Raw genomic sequence first — 22349 nt, 5'->3', positions numbered from 1 at the left:
CCCCTGCCCGTCCGCTTACAAATCGTTGAGCGCTTAAGCGCCTTTGTGTTTGGAAATAATCTCTTCGGAAATCGACTTAGGCACTTCTTCGTAGTGCGAAAGCTCCATCGAGAATACTCCGCGTCCTTGCGTACCGGAACGAAGCGTTGTGGAGTAACCGAACATCTCGGCAAGAGGTACCTTGGCACGAATGATTTGAGCGCCGTGGCGCGTGTCCATGCCTTCGATACGACCGCGACGGGAGTTCAGCATACCCATTACGTCGCCCATGTACTCTTCAGGAACAGTAACTTCGACTTTCATGATCGGCTCGAGAAGAACAGGATTACATTTTTCTTTGGCCGCTTTGAGCGCCATCGAGCCGGCGATTTTGAACGCCATCTCGTTGGAGTCGACATCGTGGTAAGAACCGTCGAATACGATGGCTTTGATGTCCACGAGCGGGAAGCCCGCCAGAACGCCGTTTTTTCATCGATTCTTCGATACCCGCTTGAATTGGAGCGATGTATTCGCGAGGAATAGCACCGCCGACGACTTTGTTCTCGAACGAGAAACCTACGCCAGCTTCAACCGGTTGGAACTCAACCCAGCAATGTCCGTATTGTCCGCGTCCGCCGGATTGGCGAACAAACTTGCCTTCGACTTTGGCCGCGGATTTGAACGTTTCGCGATAAGCTACTTGCGGTTTACCGACGTTCGTCTCGACTTTGAATTCGCGGAGCATACGGTCAACGAGGATTTCAAGGTGAAGCTCACCCATACCTGCGATGATCGTTTGTCCCGTTCTTCGTCCGTATGAGCGCGGAACGTAGGATCTTCCTCGGCGAGCTTCTGAAGAGCGATACCCATTTTGTCTTGGTCGGCTTTCGTTTTCGGCTCGACCGCGAGCTGGATAACCGGCTCAGGGAAGTTCATCGATTCGAGAATAACCGGTTTCTTCTCGTCGCACAGCGTGTCGCCTGTCGTCGTATCCTTCAAGCCTACGGCAGCTGCAATGTCACCAGCGTATACTTCGCTGATTTCTTGGCGGCTGTTCGCATGCATCTGAAGAATACGGCCGATACGCTCACGTTTGCCTTTCGTTGCATTCACAACGTACGATCCGGAGTTCAGAACGCCGGAATATACGCGGAAGAACGTCAGCTTACCGACGTAAGGGTCGGTCATGATTTTGAACGCAAGCGCCGCGAACGGTTGATCGTCTGCGGATTTGCGAACCGTTTCCGTACCGTCGTCCAGCGTACCTTTGATGTCAGGCACGTCAACCGGAGAAGGCAGGAAGCTTACTACAGCGTCCAGCATAGGCTGAACGCCTTTGTTGCGGTAGGACGATCCGCAGACGACTGGGAAGATTTTCACTTCGCAGACGCCTTTGCGCAGAGCCGCTTTCAGCTCGGGAACGGTGATTTCTTCACCTTCCAGATACTTCATCATCAGCTCTTCGTCCAGCTCGGCGACTTTCTCTACAAGCTCCGCACGAAGCTCTTCGACTTGGTCAGCCAAGTTAGCCGGAATTTCCGACTCTACCGGCTCTTTGCCCAGATCGTCTTTGTAGACATAAGCGATCCGTTCGATCAGATCGATCATGCCGACAAATTCATTCTCGGCGCCGCGATCGGCAATTGAATAGCGACGGCATTGGCGCCGAGACGCTCCTTCATGTCTTTAACGACGTTCAGGAAGTCCGCGCCGATGATGTCCATCTTGTTAACGTACGCGATACGCGGTACGCGCGTAACGGTCGGCTTGACGCCATACCGTCTCGGATTGAGGCTCGACGCCTTCTTTGGCGCTAAATACGCCAACGGCGCCGTCCAATACGCGCAGGGAGCGCTCGACCTCTACCGTAAAGTCAACGTGACCCGGAGTGTCGATAATATTGATGCGGTGACCTTTCCACTGGGCGGTCGTCGCGGCAGACGTAATCGTAATACCGCGCTCCTGCTCCTGCTCCATCCAGTCCATCGTCGCTGCACCTTCGTGCACTTCGCCGATTTTGTGAACGCGGCCGGTGTAGAAGAGAATCCGTTCCGTCGTGGTCGTCTTGCCCGCGTCAATATGCGCCATAATACCGATATTACGCGTATTTTGTAAGGAGAACTCTCTTGACATGGTGGATCTCCCTTCGATTACCAGCGGTAGTGAGCGAATGCTTTGTTCGCTTCGCCATTTTATGCGTATCTTCGCGTTTTTTAACTGCTGCTCCCGTGTTGTTGGAAGCGTCGAGAATCTCGGCAGCCAAACGCTCTTCCATCGTCTTCTCGCCGCGGTTGCGGGAGTAGTTTACGAGCCAGCGCAGTCCAAGGGACGTGCGGCGCTCCGGTTTCACTTCAATCGGAACCTGGTAGTTCGCACCACCTACACGACGGGCTTTAACTTCAAGTACCGGCATGATGTTCTTAATCGCAGCTTCGAAAACTTCCATTGCGTCTTTGCCGGAACGCTCTTGAATGAGGTTGAACGCATCGTACAGCAATTGCTGTGCAACGCCTTTCTTACCGTCGATCATAATGCGGTTGACAAGACGAGTAACGAGTTTGCTATTGTATACCGGATCCGGGAGAACGTCCCGTTTCGGTACGGGTCCTTTGCGAGGCATCTAAGTTCCTCCTTTCTTATTCATGTTGTAGTGCGTCGGACGATTCATCCTTGCGCATTACGATTTTTTGACTTTCGGACGCTTAGCGCCGTATTTGGAACGAGCTTGCTTCCGGTTGTTTACGCCTGCGGTATCCAGAGCGCCGCGAACGATGTGGTAACGTACACCGGAAGGTCTTTTACCGGCCTCCGCGAATAAGCACGACACTGTGCTCTTGCAGATTGTGGCCGATCCCGGAATGTAGGCGGTCACCTCGATACGGTTCGTCAGACGTACCCGCGCGTATTTACGGAGTGCGGAGTTCGGTTTTTTCGGAGTCATCGTGCCTACACGGGTGCAAACCCCGCGTTTTTGAGGCGCGCTTAGATCGGTCTCAATACGTTTGAGGGCATTGAAGCCTTTTTGCAACGCAGGAGATTTCGATTTAACCACTTCGGTTGACGACCTTTGCGAACGAGTTGATTAATTGTTGGCATTGTTGCCACCCTTCCCATGAACGTTAAGCAATAGAACAGAACAGCCGACACCACTTTGCGAAGCCCACAGATCCAGGCGGTTCATTTTGAGAAATGCGAAAGGGTCCGCCCGGCTTCCTCCCGTACGAAAAGTACGATGAAGCGCCAGTCCAAACCGGCTTGCTTATTCTCTTATGATTGCGGCCATCGCCGCGCCCACTTCAATGCCGCATGCTTTACCCAGGTTTCTCATCGTGTCGACGTAAGTCAAGCTTCGCTCCGGCTGTAGGCGGCAATGAATTTCTCCGCTACTTCGGGACGGTGATGCCTTCCTCATCGGCTTTGCGAATCATTTTGTCGTCGACGTCCGTGAAATTGACGATATAGTTGACCTCGTAGCCGATCGATTCCAAATAACGCCGGGCGACATCGAAAAAGATAACCGGGCGAGCGTTGCCGATATGAATATACCCGTACACGGTCGGCCCGCATACGTACATGTTCACCTTGCCCGGAGTAAGCGGAACGAACGGTTCCGGCTTGCGGTTCATACTGTCGTAAATGTGGAGAGTCACTATCTACCTAACTCCTTTTAATAATTATCGTGGGATGCGGCGCTGACCGGCACGCCTTCCGGTTCCTCTTTAGGAGGATTCTTGAGCCGTCCGATTTCCAGCTTCAGCTCGTTGATTTCGTTCTGCATGGCGCGGAACGTCTCGATCAGCGGATCCGGCAGATTCGTATGGTCGAGCCGATCGCTGACCCGCTGTCCGTCCCGTTTCACCACTCGTCCGGGAATGCCGACAACGGTGCTGTTGGAAGGCACTTCCCGCAGCACGACCGAATTGGCGCCAATGTTGCAGTTATCGCCGACCCGGAACGACCCGAGCACTTTGGCGCCCGACGCGATGACGACCCGGTTGCCGATCGTCGGATGCCGCTTGCCCTTCTCTTTTCCGGTCCCTCCGAGCGTGACGCCCTGATAAATGACGACATCGTCGCCGATTTCGCACGTCTCGCCGATGACGACGCCCATGCCGTGGTCGATGAACAGCCGCCTGCCGATCCGGGCCCCGGATGGATCTCGATCCCGGTGAAAAACCGGCTCGTTTGCGAGATCATCCGGGCCCCCGTGAACCATCTGCGCCTGTAAAACCAATGAGCGATGCGATGGGCCCAAATCGCATGCAGCCCCGCGTATGTGAAAACAACCTCGAACCAGCCTCGGGCGGCGGGGTCGTTCTCGAATACCGCGTCGATGTCCGATTTGACGTTGCTCCAAGCTCCCATTCCAAGGCCCCCCTTTCTATCTCTAAAAAATAAAAAAGTCCCCGCAGCTTAATAGCTGCAGAGACGTGTCTGTTAAGATACGCGGTCCCACTCTGCTTGAACGCCTCATCCGCCGCCTGGTCTTGTCCGATCGATCGGACATGCTTCCCGGCAGAAGCGGAACGTTCCTCTAATTGGCTGGTAACGGGGACCACCCGGCGCCGCGTACCCTTCCGACTGTCGGTTATCGCGCAGTCCTATGCGCAATCCTCCAGCCTTCCGCTCTGCGGCGCGGCTCCCAGGCGCATTTCCGTATCGCCGAAATGAGGCGGATTTCACCCAAGGCCGCCCTCTCTGGTCATTCCAGTCGCGAACGTACTCTCCTGTTCGTCGCTCATGCTGATTTATCCACAGTATAATCCAAGGACCGCGGCCTGACAAGGGATACGAAGATTGCCCGGCTTTTAACGTCCTTGCAAGGTCTCTTCCAGCCGCTTCAGCACTTTGTCCCTGCCAAGCAGCCAAATCGTACCGTTCAAATCGGGTCCGTGGGTTTGCCCGGTCAATGCGACGCGGATCGGCATGAACAGCCCTTTGCCTTTTACGCCGGTCTCGCCTTGGACACCCTTGATCATTGCTTTAATACCGTCTACGGTAAACCCTTCGATACCGGCGGCTTCCACGCTGCGGCGGAACGCTCCGAGCACAGTCGGCACGGACGGCTCGGCAAGCACCGCACCAGCCTCCTCATCCAGCTCCGGAGCTTCGTTGCGGAAGAACATATCGGACAGCGGAACGATTTCCGCGCCGAAGCGCAGATGGTCGCGGAACAGAGTCACAAGGCCGGCCGCCCATACGAGCTGCTCCTCCGAAGGATTCTCGGGCAGACGCTCCGCTTTTTTCAGATGGACGAGACAAAGCTCGATTACCCGCTCTGCATCCGCAGCCTTCAAGTAATGCTGATTCAGCCAGTTCAGCTTGGCCGTATCGAATACGGCAGGACTCTTCGACAGCCGGTTCGAATCGAATATTTCAATGAACCGCTCGCGGGAGAAAATCTCCTCCTCCCCTTCCGGAGACCAGCCGAGCAGCGTAATAAAATTGAACAGAGCTTCGGGCAAGTAACCCAGCTCGTCATATTGCTCGATGAATTGAACGATAGACTCGTCGCGCTTGGACAGCTTTTTGCGGTTCTCGTTCACGATCAGCGTCATATGGCCGAATTGCGGCGGCGTCCAGCCGAACGCTTCGTAGATCATGAGCTGACGCGGCGTGTTCGTGATATGGTCTTCCCCGCGCAGCACATGGGAAATCGCCATCGTATGGTCGTCGACCGCGACCGCGTAGTTGTAAGTCGGAATGCCGTCCTTCTTCACGATGACGAAATCGCCGAAGTCCTCGGACTTGAAGCTGATTTCGCCTTTGACCAGGTCGTCGAACGTATAAGTCCGGTCATCCGGCACCCTGAAGCGTACGCTCGGAACTCGTCCTTCCGCGACATAGGCGGCTTCTTGCTCGGCGGTCAACTGGCGGTGCTTACCCGAATAGCTCGGAGTTTCGCCGCGTGCGAGCTGCTCCTCCCGCTCCCGCTCCAGCTCCTCCTCGGTGCAGTAGCAGCGGTAAGCAAGCCCTTTGTCCAACAGCTCCTTCGTATAGGCCGCGTAAATATCGAGACGCTCCGTCTGGCGGTACGGTCCGTATTCCCCGTGACGGTCAATGCTTTCGTCCCAATCGACGCCGAGCCACTTGAGATAAGTCAACTGGTTCTCCTCGCCGCCCGCGACGTTGCGCTTCACGTCCGTGTCTTCAATGCGGATGATGAAATCTCCCCCGTGACGGCGGGCGAACAAATAGTTGAAAATAGCCGTTCTCGCGTTTCCGATATGAAGATGGCCCGTTGGGCTCGGCGCGTAGCGGACGCGTACTTTGGTAGACATAAGGGGTTCCTCCTTCGCCCGGCGAAGGGCGCTGCCTTCCGGCGACTGAATGGGATGTTAATAAATTCATTTGGCACAAGTGTAATTCGTACATCTAAAATCGATCAACCAGCCGAAAATACACTGTAAAAGATGCCGCTAATCCCGCGAAAACGAGCAGAATGAGCTCCATCGTCGAAAATATAATGTACCTTCTACAGTTCGCCAACTTGCGCACTTTCGTACCGCCATATTAGCTGTATGTTTTATCGTTAAATTCAACCATTCTACGAGAGTGACGCGGCTCAGCGACGGTTCCAAAATCCGCTCGAACGACAAATCGACTCGGCCGCAATCGCGCTCCCGGCGACGAATTAGCCGCGAACGAGACAGACGATCGCTTGGGCGGCAATGCCTTCTCCGCGTCCGGTGAAGCCAAGCTTCTCCGACGTCGTCGCCTTCACGTTCACTTGGGATGCTTCCGCCTCCAGCGCCGCGGCGATGACCTCCACCATCCGCGGAATATACGGCGCCATCTTCGGAGCCTGCGCGATAATGGTAGCGTCCGCATTGCCCAAGCGATAGCCGCGCTCCTTCGCAAGCCCCCACACATGCTCCAGCAGCTTGACGCTGTCAGCGTCCTTGAATGCCGGATCGGTATCCGGAAAATGCTTGCCGATATCGCCCAAAGCGAGAGCTCCAAGCACCGCATCCGCTATCGTGTGCAGCAGCACGTCGGCGTCGGAATGCCCGAGCAGCCCTTTTTCGTAAGGAATCGCAACTCCCCGATAATGCAAGGTCTCCCTTCGACCAGTTGATGTACGTCGAACCCTTGTCCTACTCGAATCATCGTTTCTATTTCTCCTCTTGACGCCGCCCGAGAAAAAGCTCGGCAACGAGCAAATCCTCCGGCGTCGTTATTTTCAAGTTCCGGTAGTCTCCCGGAACGACGGCGACTGTGCGGCCGAGCAGCTCCATGAGCATCGTGTCGTCCGTCGCCGCCGCTCCCGCTTCCCGCGCAAGCCGGTGAGCTTCGATCAATTCCGCCCTTGCGAAAGCCTGGGGCGTCTGGACGGCCCACAGCGCCGAGCGGTCCGGAGTCGCGACCATGAAGCCGTCCTTGTCCGTCACCTTGATCGTGTCCTTCACCGGCACAGCCAGCGCGGCCGCGCCGTTCTCCTCCGCCGACCGGCAGCAGGCGGCGATTCGCTCCGGCTCCACCAACGGGCGCGCGGCGTCATGAACGAGCACGCCGTCCGTATCCAGCGCGTTAACGCCGGCAAGAACGCTATCCTGCCGCTCGGCTCCGCCCGTCACGACCGCGGCCGTTTTGCGAAAGCCTTCCTTCGCCACGAGCTCCCTAGCCCGCTCTTCCTCGCCCGGCGCCGCGACGATGACGACCGTCTCGACGGCATCGCAGCGCTCGAACGCTTCAAGCGTATAAGCGAGCACCGGCCGCCCGGCTATCGGCAAATACGGCTTATTGTCCGCCGCGCCCATCCGCGTCCCGCGTCCGGCGGCAACGACGACAGCTCCCCACCTCATAGCTTCCGCGTTCCCCTCTCCGAAATCGAAATCCCTGCTCAAATGAAATAGCGGCACCGAGTGCCGCTACTCATGAAAACCCGATGCTATTATCATACCTTGTCACAACGCTTTTTCCAATAGCTTCGGCTTGGCGAAGATCATCCGGCCCGCGGACGTCTGAAGAACGCTCGTCACCAGCACTTCCATCGTCGTGCCAATGAAATCCCGTCCTCCCTCGACGACAATCATCGTGCCGTCGTCCAGATAGGCGACGCCTTGTCCATGCTCCTTGCCGTCCTTAATGACCTGAACGACGATCTCCTCGCCCGGCAGCACGACCGGCTTCACCGCGTTGGCGAGATCGTTGATGTTCAGCACCGACACTCCCTGCAGCTCGCATACCTTGTTCAGGTTGAAGTCGTTCGTCACCACTTTGCCTCGCATCGCCTTGGCGAGCTTAACGAGCTTGCTGTCCACTTCCACCGCTTCTTCCACCGCGTCCTCGCAGATAAGCACTTTTACGTCGAGCTCTTTTTGAATTTTGTTAAGAATATCCAATCCCCTGCGCCCGCGATTGCGTTTAAGAAGATCGGAGGAGTCCGCAATATGCTGCAGCTCTTCGAGAACGAACTCAGGGATAACAAGCGTCCCTTCGATAAAACCGGTCTTACAAATATCGGCGATTCGGCCGTCGATGATGACGCTCGTGTCCAATATTTTGTGCTCCTCGAACCACGATCCTTCTTCCTTCGCCTGTTCGGCAGCCCGACGGGAACGAAGCCACTCTCCAAGCTCATCCTTGCGCTGAATGCCGATTCGAAGACCCGCATAGCCGAACGTCAGCGCCGTACAAGCGGCAACCATCGAGCCGAAGCGCGGAACGTCCGACAGGAACGGATACATCAGCGCGGACAGAGCCAATCCCGACGTTAAGCCCGCCAGTCCGAACATCAAATCCGCCATCGGAAAAGCCGCCAAGCGGTCGACTCCGTTCTGAAGCGACCGAGATAACGGCCCTGCCGCCGTTGTAGCAATCAGCAGCCCGATGAATGCACCGACAATAGCGCCATAGGTTCCGCCCGTTCCCTGGGACCCTCCCAGCAGCGGATCCATCCATGCGGCTCCTCCCGTCCCTCTCCAGGAAGACCATTCTTGTCCCATCAATGAGCCTAGCAGCAAGCCGATTGCTTGAATGACACGTTTCATGACCATCGTTTTCACTCCCTTGCGTTTATAAACGTTACTAGTATGTTCCAATTTTTCGCTCGTTAATCTCTGGTTTCCCCTTAAACAAAACTTCGATAAATTCAATCTCTCCTTTTGAATTAACCAAGACGTTGCTCTATAATGTAGGAAGATTAGCAAAAATCAGGTAACCGAGGTGGGACCGGATGAGCGCGCCTTCGCTGCAACAATTTCAGGAGCAGGTGTCGGAATTATTGCTTCGTCACCGCAGCCTTCTCGATGTGGTCACGAAGTACACCCAGTCGAACGGATCCGTCAATCGCGCGGTAGCCAAATCCATTACGGAATGCGGCTGCATCGAATTGAACGCAAGACCTCAAGGCTTCAACGAGGAGATGGAGCTCGACCAAGCTAAGCGCCAATCCAAATCCCATATGAACGGCCATCTATGCGAAGCTTGCGGCGAGGTCGTCCGTTCGGAAATGGGCAAGAACTTGTTCTATCTATCCGCCCTATGCAACATTCTCGACATCAGGCTGGAGGAAGTCGTCGCCAAGGAAGCGGACAAATGCTCCACGCTGGGTTGGTTTAATCTAACGTAACGATCAGAGAACGGCGCGCCCCCGGGGTGCGCCGTTTGTCATGCCGCCGGCGTGCGGGAAGCCGCTTTTTGCCGGGACGCGGAGCATGCAAAGAAAGGTACCTCCTACCACTCATCAGCGTCTGCACCCGCCAATTGCCGAAAGAACGGTACCTCCTACCACTCATCAGCGTCTGCACCCGCCGATCGCCGAAAGAACGGTACCTCCTACCACTCATTAGCATCTCCGCCCGCCATTCGCCCAAAGAATGGTACCTCATACCACTCATCAGCGTCTGCACCCGCCGATCGCCGAAAGAACGGTACCTCATACCACTCATCAGCGTCTGCACCCGCCGATCGCCTAAAGAAAGGTACCTCATACCACTCATTAGCGTCTGCACCCGCCGATCGCCTAAAGAAAGGTACCTCCTACCACTCATCAGCGTCTGCACCCGCCGATCGCCGAAAGAACGGTACCTCATACCACTCATTAGCGTCTCCGCCCGCCATTCGCCCAAAGAAAGGTACCTCATACCACTCATTAGCATCTCCGCCCGCCGATCGCCTAAAGAAAGGTACCTCATACCACTCATTAGCGTCTGCACCCGCCGATCGCCGAAAGAACGGTACCTCCTACCACTCATCAGCGTCTGCACCCGCCGATCGCCGAAAGAACGGTACCTCATACCACTCATCAGCGTCTGCACCTGGATCGGCTACACTAAATTGGACAGAAAAAAAGAGGGGGTAGTAAAATACAAGAAAGAGCCGAAGGAGCGGATTGCTGTTGTCGCAGTCAAGACGAACGTTTACACCCGAGTTTAAGAATCAAATGGTGCAGTTGTACGAGAGCGGGAAGTCCAGAGCGAGCCTCGTGAAAGAGTATGATTTGACCGCATCCGCATTAGACCGTTGGATCAGCCAAAGTCAGCGGACAGGCTCATTCGCGGCCAAAGACAATCGCACACCCGAAGAGAACGAAATGTTGGAATTGCGTAAGGAAAATCAGCGGCTGAAGATGGAGAACGATATTTTAAAGCAAGCCGCGCTGATTATGGGACGAAAGTAAATGTGATTCGCAATAATGCGCACAAGTACTCGGTATCAGCAATGTGTAGCGTCCTGCAACTGCCCCGAAGCACGTATTATTACGAGCCTGTGCCCGCACCCGATCTACAAGAGCAACAACTGGAAGAAGTGGTGATAGAGATCTTCAAGAGCAGTCGTAACAATTATGGCACGCGCAAAATCAAGGTGGAACTGACCAGAAAGTCGCTTCAAGTCTCCCGTCGTAAGATCGGACGTGTGATGAAGAGGCACGGGTTGGTTTCCACTTACACGGTAGCGCAGTACAAGCCCCACAAAGCCGCGCCAAACGAAGCGGAGATCGGCAATGTCCTGCAGCGGGAGTTCAGTCAAGAGAAGCCCCTTGCCGTTGTCGTAAGCGACCTGACATATGTACGGGTGGACGCCAAATGGAATTACGTCTGCTTATTTGTTGACCTCTTTAACCGTGAAATTATCGGTCACAGTTGCGGTGTGAACAAAACCGCCCAGCTCGTTTACGATGCCATAGCAAGCGTCTCCGTGCGCCTTGATCGTATCCAGATGTTCCATACAGACCGCGGCAGCGAGTTCGATAATAAACTCATTTCCGAGGCACTGGAGACCTTTGAAATTGAGCGTTCGCTGAGTAATAAAGGTTGCCCCTACGATAATGCGGTTGCCGAAGCTACGTTTAAGATTTTTAAGACGGAGTTTGTCAAACAAAGGCATTTCCATAATCTTCAACAATTACAATTGGAGCTTGACGATTACGTACACTGGTTCAATCATCACCGCATTCACGGGACTCTCGGTTATCGTACACCCGTTGAAGCTAGGCAGTGGCCCTCATAATATCTGTCCAGTTTCGTGTTGACAATCCACACCCGCCGATCGCCGAAAGAAAGGTACCTCATACCACTCATTAGCGTCTTCACCCGCCATTTGCCCAAAGAAAGGTACCTCGTACCTCTGCTGCTGCGGCGGCGCCCCACCTAACCAAGCCAAAGCTTCGTCGGCATCAGATGGGTATCAGGGGGGGACTTATACTTGCTGATATTCAAAAAAAAGCACCGGCGGTTTCTCTTGGCGAGAACCGGCCGATGCTTTCGGATGGTTGCGTGTTGCTTTTTCGTTAGGCGCTATGCTTGGAACGAGGTTCCTCGTCCGAGTAGTTTTTCTTCTTCCGGTAACGTCGAGGCACGAGGCGCTCAACGTTTTTTTTTAGTCCCCACATCGCATATAAGAGCAACAGCGCCAGAATGACCTTCGGAATCGCTTCCTGGAACAGATAGGCCAGCACGGCTGCGGCCGCAACGACGATCGGAATGGCCCACATGGCCGCTCTTGGCAGACCCAGCTTTTTGAAATTCGGATATTTCATATTGCTAACCATTAAAAATGACAAGGCCAACGTGCTGATCAGCAGCAAATAAACGTTGAGCTCCCCGTGGAACAGCGCGAGAGTCGCCAGTACGCCGCCGGCAGCCGGAATCGGCAGACCGATGAAATAGCCCGGAATGCCTGCGATGACGTTGAAGCGAGCCAGCCGCAACGCTCCGCACGTCGGGAAGATCGCGGTAACGATCCAGGCGAGCGCCTCGGAAGAGACCTGATTCTGAAAAGCGGCTTGATACATAATGAAAGCCGGCGCAACCCCGAAGGATATGACGTCGGAAAGAGAATCCAATTCTTTGCCGAATTCGCTTTGGACGTTGAGCGCGCGGGCGACGCGTCCGTCCAGGCCGTCCAGAAGCATGGCGATGATCACCAGCAAAGCAGCGCTGTTCGCTTGTCCGTTGAACGCAAGTATAATGCTGATAACGCCCAGGAACAGGTTGCCCACAGTGAACAGGCTCGGTATCGATTTCGTGATCACTTTACCACCTCTGCTTTACTATGCCCATTTTCGAACAATCCTTATTAATTCCGTTAGAAAGCTCTGGGAGCGGATTGCCTTCCCCATTGTATTCCCCTTAAATCTGTCTGTCAATAAACACCTGATCTTGAATCCGCTTCAAACCTTCTTTGATGGCGCGCGCACGAACCTCGCCTATTCCGTCCACTTCGTCCAATTCCTCGATCGTAGCCATGACGATGTGCGGAAGCGCCCCGAATCTTTCCACAAGATTGTGAATGATAATGACGGGGAGGCGGGGAATTTTGCTCAACATCCGGTATCCGCGCGGAAGAAGTCCCTCTTCGGCTACAGAGCTGAGAGAAGCGTAGCCGAGCAGGCGTATAAGTCCCGGCGACTCCAGCAGCTCTTCGGACGTCAGCTTCTTGAAGCAGGCCTGAATTTCCTTGATTTTGTCGTCCGACGCATCCTTCGCATAATCCTTGAGCAGCATGCGTGCCTCGTCTTCTGCGGAGCTGACCAGTTCATCGAGCTGCATCTGAATAAGACGGCCTTCGTTACCTAGTTCAAGCACATAACGTTTGATCTCGGTCTTAATACGCAAAACCATTTCGGCCCGTTGCATGACATAAGCGACCTCATGCATCGTAACGAGCTCTTCGAACTCGAGAGCGGACAGGTTCGTCAAAGCTTGCGTGAACACCGCCCGGTATTTTTCCAGCGTCTGGATCGCCTGATTGGCTTTCGTCAAAATAACGCCCATGTCCTTGAGAGCATAACGCAAGTTGCCCTGGTACAGCGTAATGACGTTGCGGCGCTGGGAAATGGATACGACGAGCTTGCCTGTCTGCTTCGCTACCCGTTCCGCCGTTCGATGACGAATCCCGGTCTCGGAGGAAGAGATCGACGAATTGGGAATGAGCTGCGTGTTGGCGAACAAAATGCGTTTGGAGTCTTCGCTAAGAATAATCGCCCCGTCCATCTTCGCCAATTCGTACAAATAGTTAGGGCTGAAATCGCTGTTGATCGAGAAGCCCCCGTCCACGAGTTCCATCACTTCCGGGCTGTATCCGACGACGATCAACGCCCCTGTTTTGGCGCGCAGCACGTTCTCCAAGCCTTCGCGGAACGGAGTGCCCGGGGCGATCATCTGCAGCAGCTGGTTCATCGTCTCTTGTTGGACGAGCTCTTTGTCTTTGGTCTCTTTCATCGAATTAGTCTATACCCCCTATTCCAACGCGGCTTTGAGCGCTTCGGCCACCGTCCGGACGCCTATGACTTGAATTCCTGCGGGAGGCTGCCATCCTTTCATGCTCGTTTCGGGAAGAATGACTCTTTTGAAGCCGAGCTTATGCGCCTCCTTAACCCGCTGCTCCGCACGGGAGACCGCTCTGACTTCCCCCGTAAGCCCTACCTCTCCGAACACAACGTCGAACGGACGCGTCGGCAAATCCTTGAAGCTGGATGCGAGGCTGACCGCGGCAGCCAAATCGGTCGCAGGCTCGTCGAGCTTGATCCCGCCGGCGACGTTCACGTACGAGTCCTGATTTTGAAAAAACATCCCCATTCGCTTCTCCAACACCGCCACGACGAGCGACACCCGTTGATTGTCGATCCCCGAGGTCATTCGGCGAGGCGATGGAAAATGAGTCGGGGTCACGAGCGCTTGCAGCTCGACAAGCACGGGCCGCGTCCCTTCCATGCTGGCCACGACGGTGGAGCCGGACACGCCGGTCGGCCTCTCCGACAGGAAAAGCTCGGACGGATTGGCCACTTCCCGGAGCCCGTCCTCCGTCATATCGAAGATGCCGATTTCGTTCGTGGAGCCGAACCGGTTTTTGACCGCGCGCAGTAGCCGATAAGTATGATGACGTTCTCCTTCGAAGTACAGAACGCAGTCAACCATGTGCTCCAACAGCCGGGGGCCCGCGATAGCGCCTTCCTTGGTAACGTGGCCGACGAGAACGGTCGCCACTCCGTTCCCTTTGGAGATGCGCATGAAATGGGCGGTGCATTCGCGCACTTGCGCGACGCTTCCCGGCGCGGATTGCACGTCCGGCCGATAGACGGTCTGAATCGAATCGATGACGAGAAAATCGGGTCCAACGTCCGCAATCGCTTCTTCCACATGATCCAGATTCGTCTCGCACAGCACGAAGAGATTGTCGGACAGCGCTCCCAATCGATCCGCCCGAAGCTTCGTTTGCCGGACGGATTCCTCGCCCGACACGTACAGCACTTTTAACCCCTGAGCGGCCAGCTTGCTCGCCGTCTGCAGAAGCAGCGTCGATTTGCCTATGCCGGGGTCGCCGCCGACAAGCAGTAGCGAGCCCGGCACAAGCCCTCCGCCCAGTACGCGGTTCAGTTCTTCGAGACCGGTCAAAATACGCGGTTCGCGACCGCTTTCTATATCTATGATGGAACGCGCCTTTTCTTTCGTACGATTGGCTTCCGTTCGCCCGACCGGCGCTTTGACGACCGATTCGGTCTCTTCCACCATTGTACTCCACGCGTTGCAGCCCGGACATTTGCCCATCCATTTGGGCGATTCGGTTCCGCACTCGGTGCAGACGAATTTCACTTTCACCTTGGCCATGGGATGAGGCGCTCCTTATTTCTATCGTTACCCAAAGTGTACCATGTTCCACCCGCTGGAAAAAACCCTCTGGCCAAATTGGCTATCGGACAAGCGCTCGCCCGCATCGAAAGCCGCCCCGAATTCAGAGCGGCCGTCTCGATTGTTATTCCGCCGATGCCTGTTGCCCGCACGAAAGCCGGCTATCTGCTCCACCAGTAAGACCATATCAACCAAGCGATCCCCGCCAGCAGCAGCAGCCATCCCGACGTGTAAATAAGCAAGATCAGAAACTTGTTTAATAATAGAAGCAGCAGAATGGCGCCGATCCCCGCAAATACTATCGTTAGCCAATTAATCCGCAGCCTTGGCCCATACGGCCGATACGGATAGGGACGACGACGCGAGGGACGACAGCGGCAATGACGACGAGGCCGGAACATAAGCACCCTCCTTCCACCCGTGCAAACGCCTTGTCACAGGCCCACCAACAGATTATGGCTCGCTTGATCCGTTGGTGACGTCCGCAAACGGGAGTGCCCCGCCCATTATCGCCCTATAGAATCAAGCAGCAGGGGCGGCATGCCCCCAAGCTCGCACACCGCTGTACATGCAGGTTCGCAGACGTTTACTCAGGGCACGCAAAAAAAAGAAAAACGCCGTTCTCAAAGAAACAGCGTTTCAATTCCTGCTTTATTGCTCCGGCAAAGCTTCCTCCTGCCTCTTGGACTTGTAGAGGGAGGGAGGATACCCCATAATTCTCGAGAATGCCTTGCTGAACGACTGCAAAGTCTCATAACCGAGCTTGGTAGCGATTTGATTGATGGAGATATCGCCGTAATTCAGCATTTCCATCGCTTTTTCAATCTTCTTGAGACTGATATACCTCTGGAGCGTCATACCTGTCTTGTTCTTGAACGTGTGCGACAAGTAAGTGTAGCTGTACCCCAATTTCTCGGCAATCGACTTGATGCTGCCAAGCTCGAACAGATGATTCTCGATAAAGCGGATTACGGAATAGACCGTGTAGCCAACCGAATTCGGCGATTTCTGCGGGGAATATCTTGTCGACGAACCGGCCTTCTCCGTAAAAGCCCGGTAGGACAAAACAATGATCTCCTCAAGATAGTTTTTGATCATGATGTTCGAATACGGCTTTTGCGAATAAAATTCATCGATATTGCGATAGAACGGAAGCATGAGGTTATGCGTGTCCTTGGAATGATAATAGCTCGCCGACCGAAAAAAAGTATGGATAGGCGCAAATTCCTCATCGGCAAGATCATTGAACATGAACCCCATATAAACGTAACGAAGCGGTTGGGAAGAGCCCGTTCTTATCCGATGAATGTGACCGACGGAATTAAAAAAAATATCGCCTTCGCCAACCCTCACGCATTCATCGTCAATATAGAAATAACCGCTCCCCGACACGATATAGCTGATTTCATAGCAGTACTGAAAATGCGGCTCTACTTCATAGCCGCTTTCGCAGCAAAGCTCGCCGATTTGATACAATTCGATGCTGCCGAAGGTAGACTCGTCTTTGGATAAATGATTGTCGAAGTGAAACAGACAGCCTGCCTCTCTCTTTTCGTCTCTCATGATGATATCACCTTCTGCTGGAAGGTTACCCTCTCGGCAATTCCACCCACTGGTACGGCGCTGCTGCCGCCAAATGGCCGTATTCAATGATCGAGACGATCGCGATCGTCTCAATCGGCTCTACCGGAGGCTTGCCCGTTTCAAAAAATTGTACCATGCTTTTAATGAATGCGGCGAAAAAATCGGATTCTACTTTCAGGAATCTGGAACTGTCGGCTTCTTCGTTCAGAGCGAGAAAAAACGGACTATTCTTGAAGAAATGAATGGTTGCTTGTCTGCCTCCCGAAAACCCTATAATCCACTCCGGCGATTTTTCCGTACCGACATACATCACTCGTTCCGCTTCGACACCCATCATGGAGACGATCGGTTCGATCTGGTGAACGGAATAGTTGTCGTATTTTCCGGGCCCGATGCTGCAGATTGCCCGGATTCCTTCCCGATCCGCTCCGACGTACTCGGAGGCAAAACGAAGGGCCGAGGAGGAAAAAACGGGTGTTCCGTGTTCGCGCGCCAGCTGGAATAGCCGCTGCGCCGTCTTTCGATCAGGAGCGAACGTTTTGTCGACGTAGGTCGGCTTGCCGGATTGCAGAGGAAGCGTGGCCAGCTCTTCGTGTCGTTCCGGATGATCGGGGGACAATACGATCAAGTAGTCGCTCTTGTCCACGACCGCTTCGATCGAATCGAGCAGCTCGATGCCTTTGCTTCTGCACCAGCTTGCGTTATCCAAACCGTTCTCCGCATCCTTCATGCCATAAGCGTAGGCGACCTTCATCTCCCCGCCGGTTGCCTGCTCAATCCAGGTCGGGTAATTGTCCGCATGCCACTCATCCAGGAAATAATCGATAAATCCGATCTTCTTCATGTTCTCCCTCCAATTATCAGCCAATCACGATTTCCGACTTCTGCTCGGACGAATCGTATATGGCTTGAATCATTTGCGATGTCAGGATGACGGTATCGATATGAGACGGCAGCTTCTCGCCTGTTCGTATGCAATCGAGGAAGCTGTCGATTTCGTTCTGGAACATATCTCCCTGCTCGTATTTGGCCGAGGTTTCCAGCAAAACGCCGTTTCGCGCGCTGTAGATTTTGAAGTCGGCTCCGTATTGAAGCCGGATTCCGGACTTGTCGCCAAGAAAATCGATATACATTTCCTCGACGCCGATATTTTGTGCCCATGCTCCGTTTAATGTAATCGTCGGGCCTTCCGTACGGATCATGGCGGTAACGAAATCGTCTACATCGTACGTGCCCGAATACTTTGGCGGACCCGCCCACATGTTAACATAAGAGTAATTTTCCATATCCTTGCCCAGCTTGCTGTATGCTTGGCCGGAAACCGTCCGAGGCAGCGGATCGCCCGAGCAATACATGACAATATCGAGAAAGTGGACGCCCCAATCGATCAGCGCGCCTCCGCCGGCAATGGACTTGGTTGTAAATGCGCCTCCAAGACCGGGGATGGATCGGAAGGCGCGGAAGCTTACATAAACGTGATAAAGCTCGCCGAGCTCGCCGTTTTCAATCATGGTCTTGATAATATTGACGCCCTTGTTAAAGCGATTGACAACGCCGATATTCAGCACTTTGCCGGTTTCATGCTGGACCTTCTGCATCTCCAGCGCCTCGGCATACGTTCTGGCAGCCGGTTTCTCGCAAAGCACGTTTTTGCCTGCCCGCAAGCAATCGATAGAGATCGAGGCATGAACGTGGTTCGGCGTACAGATCGAGACCGCTTCGACCTCGGGGTCTTCAAGAATGATGCGGTAATCCTCTATTGCAATTCCGCAGGAGAAGTCGGCGACCGCTTTCTCGGCTTTCTCAGCGATAATGTCGCAGAAATATTTGATTTCCGCGTTCGGATTGCCCAAATAAGCCTTAATGTGCGCGTTGCTGGCGATCGTACCGCATCCGATAATGGCAACCTTGATCTTATTCACTGCGATCCCTCCTGAATTCGTCGATTCACGTTTATTGTAGACTTTTGATGCAGATTAACAACGTTCAGATTCGTCTTTGCGCTTGTCCCAATTTGTCTTCTTACCTTTATTCACCCTTGCGGCCTGGAGGTAACTTTCACTTCACCGTAGAGATGACGCCCATGCCGGACGTACAAAAAAGAGACAGCGGACGCTCGGTCCACTGTCTCTTCGTATAAGTTACTTGTTATTCGATACCGGTTCGTCTTGCTTCGTGTCGACGACCAAACCGCCGTCCTTCTCGTCGATAACGAGCAGGTCGCCCTTGTTGATCTTGCCGAGCAGCAAGTCTTCGGACAGACGGTCCTCGATGTGCTTCTGAATCGCCCGACGCAGCGGCCGAGCCCCGTAGGCCGGATCGAATCCTTCCTTCGCCAGGAAGTTTTTCGCGGCTTCGGTCAGATCGAACTGCACGTCGTGCTCTCTCAGACGCTTGCGAAGATCGTCGGCCATGAGCGTTACGATTTGGGCGATATGCTCCTGCTCCAACGGGTGGAACACGATCATCTCGTCGATCCGGTTCAGGAACTCGGGACGGAACGACTTCTTCAGCTCGCCGAGAACCTTATCCTTCATGTTCGCGTAGTCTTTGCCGGAATCCTGCGCGGCCGTGAAGCCGAGCGTGGAATTGCGCTTGATTTGGTCGGCGCCGACGTTCGACGTCATGATGATGAGCGTGTTGCGGAAGTCGACGGTGCGGCCTTTGGAATCGGTCAGACGGCCATCCTCAAGCACTTGCAGCAGCACGTTGAACACTTCCGGATGCGCCTTCTCGATTTCGTCGAGCAGCACGACCGAATACGGCTTGCGGCGAACTTTCTCGGTCAGTTGACCGCCTTCGTCGTAGCCGACGTATCCCGGAGGCGCTCCTACGAGACGGGACGTGGAGTGCTTCTCCATGTACTCCGACATGTCGATGCGAATGACCGCATTCTCGTCGCCGAACATCGCTTCCGCAAGCGCGCGGGCGAGTTCGGTTTTGCCGACGCCGGTCGGTCCGAGGAAGATGAACGAGCCGATCGGACGTTTCGGATCCTTGAGGCCTGCCCGCGAACGGCGAACGGCGCGAGCTACGGCTTTGACGGCTTCTTCCTGTCCGATAACGCGGTCGTGAAGAATCTCCTCCATCTTAAGCAGGCGCTCGGTTTCCTCTTCCGCCAGCTTGCTGACCGGAATGCCGGTCCAGCTTGCGACGACTTGAGCGATATCTTCCGGAGTCACCTCGGAATCGGTGCGGCCTTGCTTCTCTTTCCACTGGTTTTTCGTGGTATCGAGCTCTTCCCGGATTTTTTGCTCCGTATCGCGAAGAGCGGCCGCTTTCTCGAATTCCTGGCTTTGGACAGCGGAATCCTTCTCCTTGCGAATGTCCTCCAAGCGCCCTTCCAATTGCTTCAGGTTAGGCGGTATCGTATAGGAGCGCAGCCGTACCTTCGAGCCGGCTTCGTCAATCAAATCGATCGCTTTGTCCGGCAGGAACCGATCGGTAATGTAGCGATCCGACAGCTTAACGGCTGCATCGATCGCTTCGTCCGTAATTTTCACGCGGTGATGCGCTTCATAACGATCGCGCAAGCCGTGCAGAATTTGAACCGCTTCGTCGGGAGAAGGCTGGTCGACCGTAATCGGCTGGAAGCGGCGCTCCAGCGCGGCATCCTTCTCGATATATTTGCGGTACTCGTCCAGCGTCGTCGCTCCGATGCACTGGAGCTCTCCGCGGGCGAGAGCGGGCTTAAGGATATTGGAGGCGTCGATGGCTCCTTCCGCGCCGCCTGCGCCGATCAGCGTATGAAGCTCATCGATGAACAGGATGACGTTGCCCGCTTGCCGGATTTCGTCCATTATTTTTTTCAGCCGGTCTTCGAACTCGCCGCGATATTTGGTTCCGGCTACGACGGAGCCCATATCCAGCGTCATCACGCGCTTGTCGCGCAGCGTCTCGGGAATCTCGTTGTTAACGATTTTCTGCGCGAGACCTTCGGCTATCGCCGTCTTGCCGACGCCGGGCTCCCCGATCAGAACCGGGTTGTTCTTCGTACGGCGGGACAGCACTTGAATAACGCGTTCGATTTCCTTCGAGCGTCCGATGACGGGATCGATATGACCATCACGGGCATGCGCGGTAAGATCGCGCGCCAGACCGTCCAGCGTCGGCGTGCTGACATTAGAGGACGGACCGTGGTTCGTCTGAACGCTTTCGCTGCTGCCGAGCAATTGAAGAACCTGCTGGCGGGCTTTGTTCAAGCTGATTCCAAGATTGTTCAGGACGCGCGCCGCTACGCCTTCCCCTTCGCGGATCAGACCGAGAAGGATGTGCTCCGTGCCGACGTAAGTATGGCCCAGCTTGCGCGCCTCGTCCATCGACAGCTCAATCACTTTTTTCGCGCGAGGCGTGTAAGCGATATTGGTAGGTTGCTCTTGGCCGCGCCCGATCAGCGATTCGACCTCGTCTTGAATTTTCTCCAGTCCCAATCCCAAAGCGATAAGCGCTTTGGCCGCGATGCTCTCGCCTTCGCGAATAAGGCCGAGCAATATATGCTCCGTACCTATGTTGTTGTGTCCCAAGCGCACCGCTTCTTCCTGCGCGAGCGCCAACACCTTCTGTGCGCGTTCAGTGAATCGTCCGAACATCATGAGACAACACCTCCCCTAATAAATACAGAATAAACCATTTAGGTCCCCGAAGCCAGTCGGCTTCGTATCAATTGCGCCCTCGTCATATCGCGCTGCTCCGGTTCGAGCGCTTCGCCGAATTTTTGTTGAAGAAATCCGGGCTGCGTGGACACCAGCAATTCGTTCAGCGTTTCCCCTTTGACGTCGGGCAAGAGACCCAGGTGAACGCCCAATCGGATGTCCGACAACCGTTGGGACGACTCCTTCGAATCCATGATGGCCGCGTGCGACAATATGCCGTACGAACGCCGGACCCTGTCCTCGATCCGAGGGCGGGATTCCGCAAGCAGCTTCGCTCTGGCGGCTTTCTCGTGTCCAATAATCTGACGGGCCACTTGATGCAAATTTTCGATAATTTCCTGCTCGGATTGCCCCAACGTAATCTGGTTCGATACTTGGAACAGGTTGCCGGTCGCTTCGCTGCCTTCCCCGTACAGCCCCCTGACCGCAAGACCTACTTGCTGGACTGCCGACAAGATTCGGTTAATTTGTCCGGTGAGCACCAGTGCCGGCAAATGCATCATGACCGACGCCCGGATCCCGGTACCGACATTGGTCGGGCAGCTCGTCAAGTAACCGTATTTTTCATCGAACGCGTAATCGACCTGCTCCTCGAACACATCGTCGATCTTGCTCGCCCATTCCCATGCTTGGTGAATTTGAAATCCGGGGCATAAGCATTGAATGCGAAGATGATCCTCTTCGTTAATCATAATGCTCACGTCTTCATTCCGTGTCAATATGAAGGCTCCGTTACGGGATTCATTGGCTAGGCTTGGGCTGATCAGATGCTTCTCGACCAGCACTTGCTTCTCAAGCTCGCTCAACTCGGACAAACGAATCATCTCAAGCGCGCCAAGTCCGTTCAATCTTCCGTTCTCGGCGACTCCGAGCAATTGCTCCATAACCGATATCGAATGCTCGGAAGCCGCCATAAGCGGAAACGGAATGCCTCTTACGTTGCGCGCAATCCGAACCCGGCTGCTAAGCACGACGTCGGATTCGGGTCCCGTTTCTTTCATCCAATGGCTCAGCGCATCGTTGACAAAGCTACGTTCCGCCATGGGCATCACCTTCCTTA

16 protein-coding genes and 5 pseudogenes are annotated in these 22349 nt (G+C 54.7%); 2 read left to right on the top strand and 19 right to left on the bottom strand.

The window, feature by feature from the left end:
* Positions 1 to 33: 33 nt before the first annotated feature.
* From fusA to D3H35_RS30065, 10 genes and pseudogenes are all read right to left on the bottom strand, one after another.
* Positions 34 to 2112, bottom strand: a pseudogene (fusA, locus tag D3H35_RS30110) (elongation factor G).
* Positions 2113 to 2129: 17 nt separating this feature from the next.
* Positions 2130 to 2599 (bottom strand): annotated as a pseudogene (gene rpsG, locus D3H35_RS30105) (30S ribosomal protein S7).
* A gap of 57 nt (positions 2600 to 2656) precedes the next feature.
* Entirely contained in the window at positions 2657 to 3031 is a 375-nt protein-coding gene (gene rpsL, locus D3H35_RS30100) for a 30S ribosomal protein S12 (RefSeq protein ID WP_119152725.1), read from the bottom strand.
* Between the two features lie 207 nt (positions 3032 to 3238).
* Positions 3239 to 3325: pseudogene (locus D3H35_RS33305) on the bottom strand (50S ribosomal protein L7ae-like protein); the annotation flags it as partial.
* A 37-nt stretch (positions 3326 to 3362) separates the two neighbouring features.
* Positions 3363 to 3629, bottom strand: coding sequence for a hypothetical protein (locus D3H35_RS30090; RefSeq protein ID WP_119152724.1), 267 nt, complete (start codon positions 3627 to 3629; stop codon positions 3363 to 3365).
* A gap of 17 nt (positions 3630 to 3646) precedes the next feature.
* Positions 3647 to 4344: pseudogene (gene cysE, locus D3H35_RS30085) on the bottom strand (serine O-acetyltransferase).
* Positions 4345 to 4787: 443 nt separating this feature from the next.
* On the bottom strand, positions 4788 to 6260 hold the full coding sequence (gene gltX / locus D3H35_RS30080; RefSeq protein ID WP_119152723.1) for a glutamate--tRNA ligase: 1473 nt from the start codon (positions 6258 to 6260) through the stop codon (positions 4788 to 4790).
* A gap of 353 nt (positions 6261 to 6613) precedes the next feature.
* A pseudogene (gene ispF / locus D3H35_RS30075) lies at positions 6614 to 7089 on the bottom strand (2-C-methyl-D-erythritol 2,4-cyclodiphosphate synthase).
* A 5-nt stretch (positions 7090 to 7094) separates the two neighbouring features.
* On the bottom strand, positions 7095 to 7826 hold the full coding sequence (gene ispD / locus D3H35_RS30070; RefSeq protein ID WP_325050190.1) for a 2-C-methyl-D-erythritol 4-phosphate cytidylyltransferase: 732 nt from the start codon (positions 7824 to 7826) through the stop codon (positions 7095 to 7097).
* Positions 7827 to 7886: 60 nt separating this feature from the next.
* Entirely contained in the window at positions 7887 to 8927 is a 1041-nt protein-coding gene (locus D3H35_RS30065; protein WP_378124922.1) for a PIN/TRAM domain-containing protein, read from the bottom strand.
* Between the two features lie 230 nt (positions 8928 to 9157).
* On the opposite strand from D3H35_RS30065, the gene D3H35_RS30060 reads away from it, so the two are divergent.
* Together D3H35_RS30060 and D3H35_RS30050 are read left to right on the top strand one after the other, a co-directional pair.
* A complete protein-coding gene (locus D3H35_RS30060; RefSeq protein WP_119152721.1) occupies positions 9158 to 9553 on the top strand; it encodes a nucleoside triphosphate pyrophosphohydrolase family protein in 396 nt (131 codons plus the stop codon).
* 813 nt (positions 9554 to 10366) lie between these two features.
* Positions 10367 to 11433 (top strand): IS3 family transposase gene (locus D3H35_RS30050; RefSeq protein ID WP_119152734.1). Its coding sequence is split into 2 segments (ribosomal slippage): positions 10367 to 10568 and positions 10568 to 11433, totalling 1068 coding nucleotides; the frame shifts between segments, so codons are not numbered across the junction.
* Between the two features lie 280 nt (positions 11434 to 11713).
* Here the strand turns inward: D3H35_RS30050 and pssA are convergent.
* The 9 genes from pssA to D3H35_RS30005 all read right to left on the bottom strand — a co-directional run bounded on the left by pssA (position 11714) and on the right by D3H35_RS30005 (position 22332).
* A complete protein-coding gene (pssA, locus tag D3H35_RS30045; RefSeq protein WP_119152719.1) occupies positions 11714 to 12457 on the bottom strand; it encodes a CDP-diacylglycerol--serine O-phosphatidyltransferase in 744 nt (247 codons plus the stop codon).
* A gap of 97 nt (positions 12458 to 12554) precedes the next feature.
* On the bottom strand, positions 12555 to 13646 hold the full coding sequence (gene disA, locus D3H35_RS30040) for a DNA integrity scanning diadenylate cyclase DisA (protein ID WP_119152718.1): 1092 nt from the start codon (positions 13644 to 13646) through the stop codon (positions 12555 to 12557).
* An 18-nt stretch (positions 13647 to 13664) separates the two neighbouring features.
* On the bottom strand, positions 13665 to 15032 hold the full coding sequence (gene radA / locus D3H35_RS30035; protein WP_119152717.1) for a DNA repair protein RadA: 1368 nt from the start codon (positions 15030 to 15032) through the stop codon (positions 13665 to 13667).
* A gap of 182 nt (positions 15033 to 15214) precedes the next feature.
* Complete coding sequence (locus tag D3H35_RS30030; RefSeq protein WP_119152716.1) at positions 15215 to 15454, bottom strand: hypothetical protein; 240 nt, start codon at positions 15452 to 15454, stop codon at positions 15215 to 15217.
* A gap of 250 nt (positions 15455 to 15704) precedes the next feature.
* Positions 15705 to 16616, bottom strand: coding sequence for an AraC family transcriptional regulator (locus tag D3H35_RS30025; RefSeq protein ID WP_119152715.1), 912 nt, complete (start codon positions 16614 to 16616; stop codon positions 15705 to 15707).
* A gap of 25 nt (positions 16617 to 16641) precedes the next feature.
* On the bottom strand, positions 16642 to 17481 hold the full coding sequence (locus tag D3H35_RS30020) for a Gfo/Idh/MocA family oxidoreductase (protein WP_119152714.1): 840 nt from the start codon (positions 17479 to 17481) through the stop codon (positions 16642 to 16644).
* Positions 17482 to 17497: 16 nt separating this feature from the next.
* The gene (locus tag D3H35_RS30015) at positions 17498 to 18559 is read right to left on the bottom strand and encodes a Gfo/Idh/MocA family protein (protein WP_119152713.1); all 1062 of its coding nucleotides are present in this window, start codon (positions 18557 to 18559) and stop codon (positions 17498 to 17500) included.
* 219 nt (positions 18560 to 18778) lie between these two features.
* Positions 18779 to 21229 carry an ATP-dependent protease ATP-binding subunit ClpC gene (gene clpC, locus D3H35_RS30010; RefSeq protein WP_119152712.1) on the bottom strand — a complete coding sequence of 817 codons (2451 nt, stop codon included), beginning with the start codon at positions 21227 to 21229 and terminating at the stop codon, positions 18779 to 18781.
* A 38-nt stretch (positions 21230 to 21267) separates the two neighbouring features.
* Positions 21268 to 22332 carry a protein arginine kinase gene (locus D3H35_RS30005; RefSeq protein ID WP_119152711.1) on the bottom strand — a complete coding sequence of 355 codons (1065 nt, stop codon included), beginning with the start codon at positions 22330 to 22332 and terminating at the stop codon, positions 21268 to 21270.
* Between the last annotated feature and the right edge of the window lie 17 nt (positions 22333 to 22349).

It is taken from the genome of Cohnella faecalis, assembly GCF_003570905.1.
In the GTDB taxonomy this organism is placed as follows: Bacteria; Bacillota; Bacilli; order Paenibacillales; family Paenibacillaceae; genus Cohnella; species Cohnella faecalis.
Note: the sequence above shows the minus strand (reverse complement) of the source record. Positions and strands in the feature narration are given on the sequence as shown.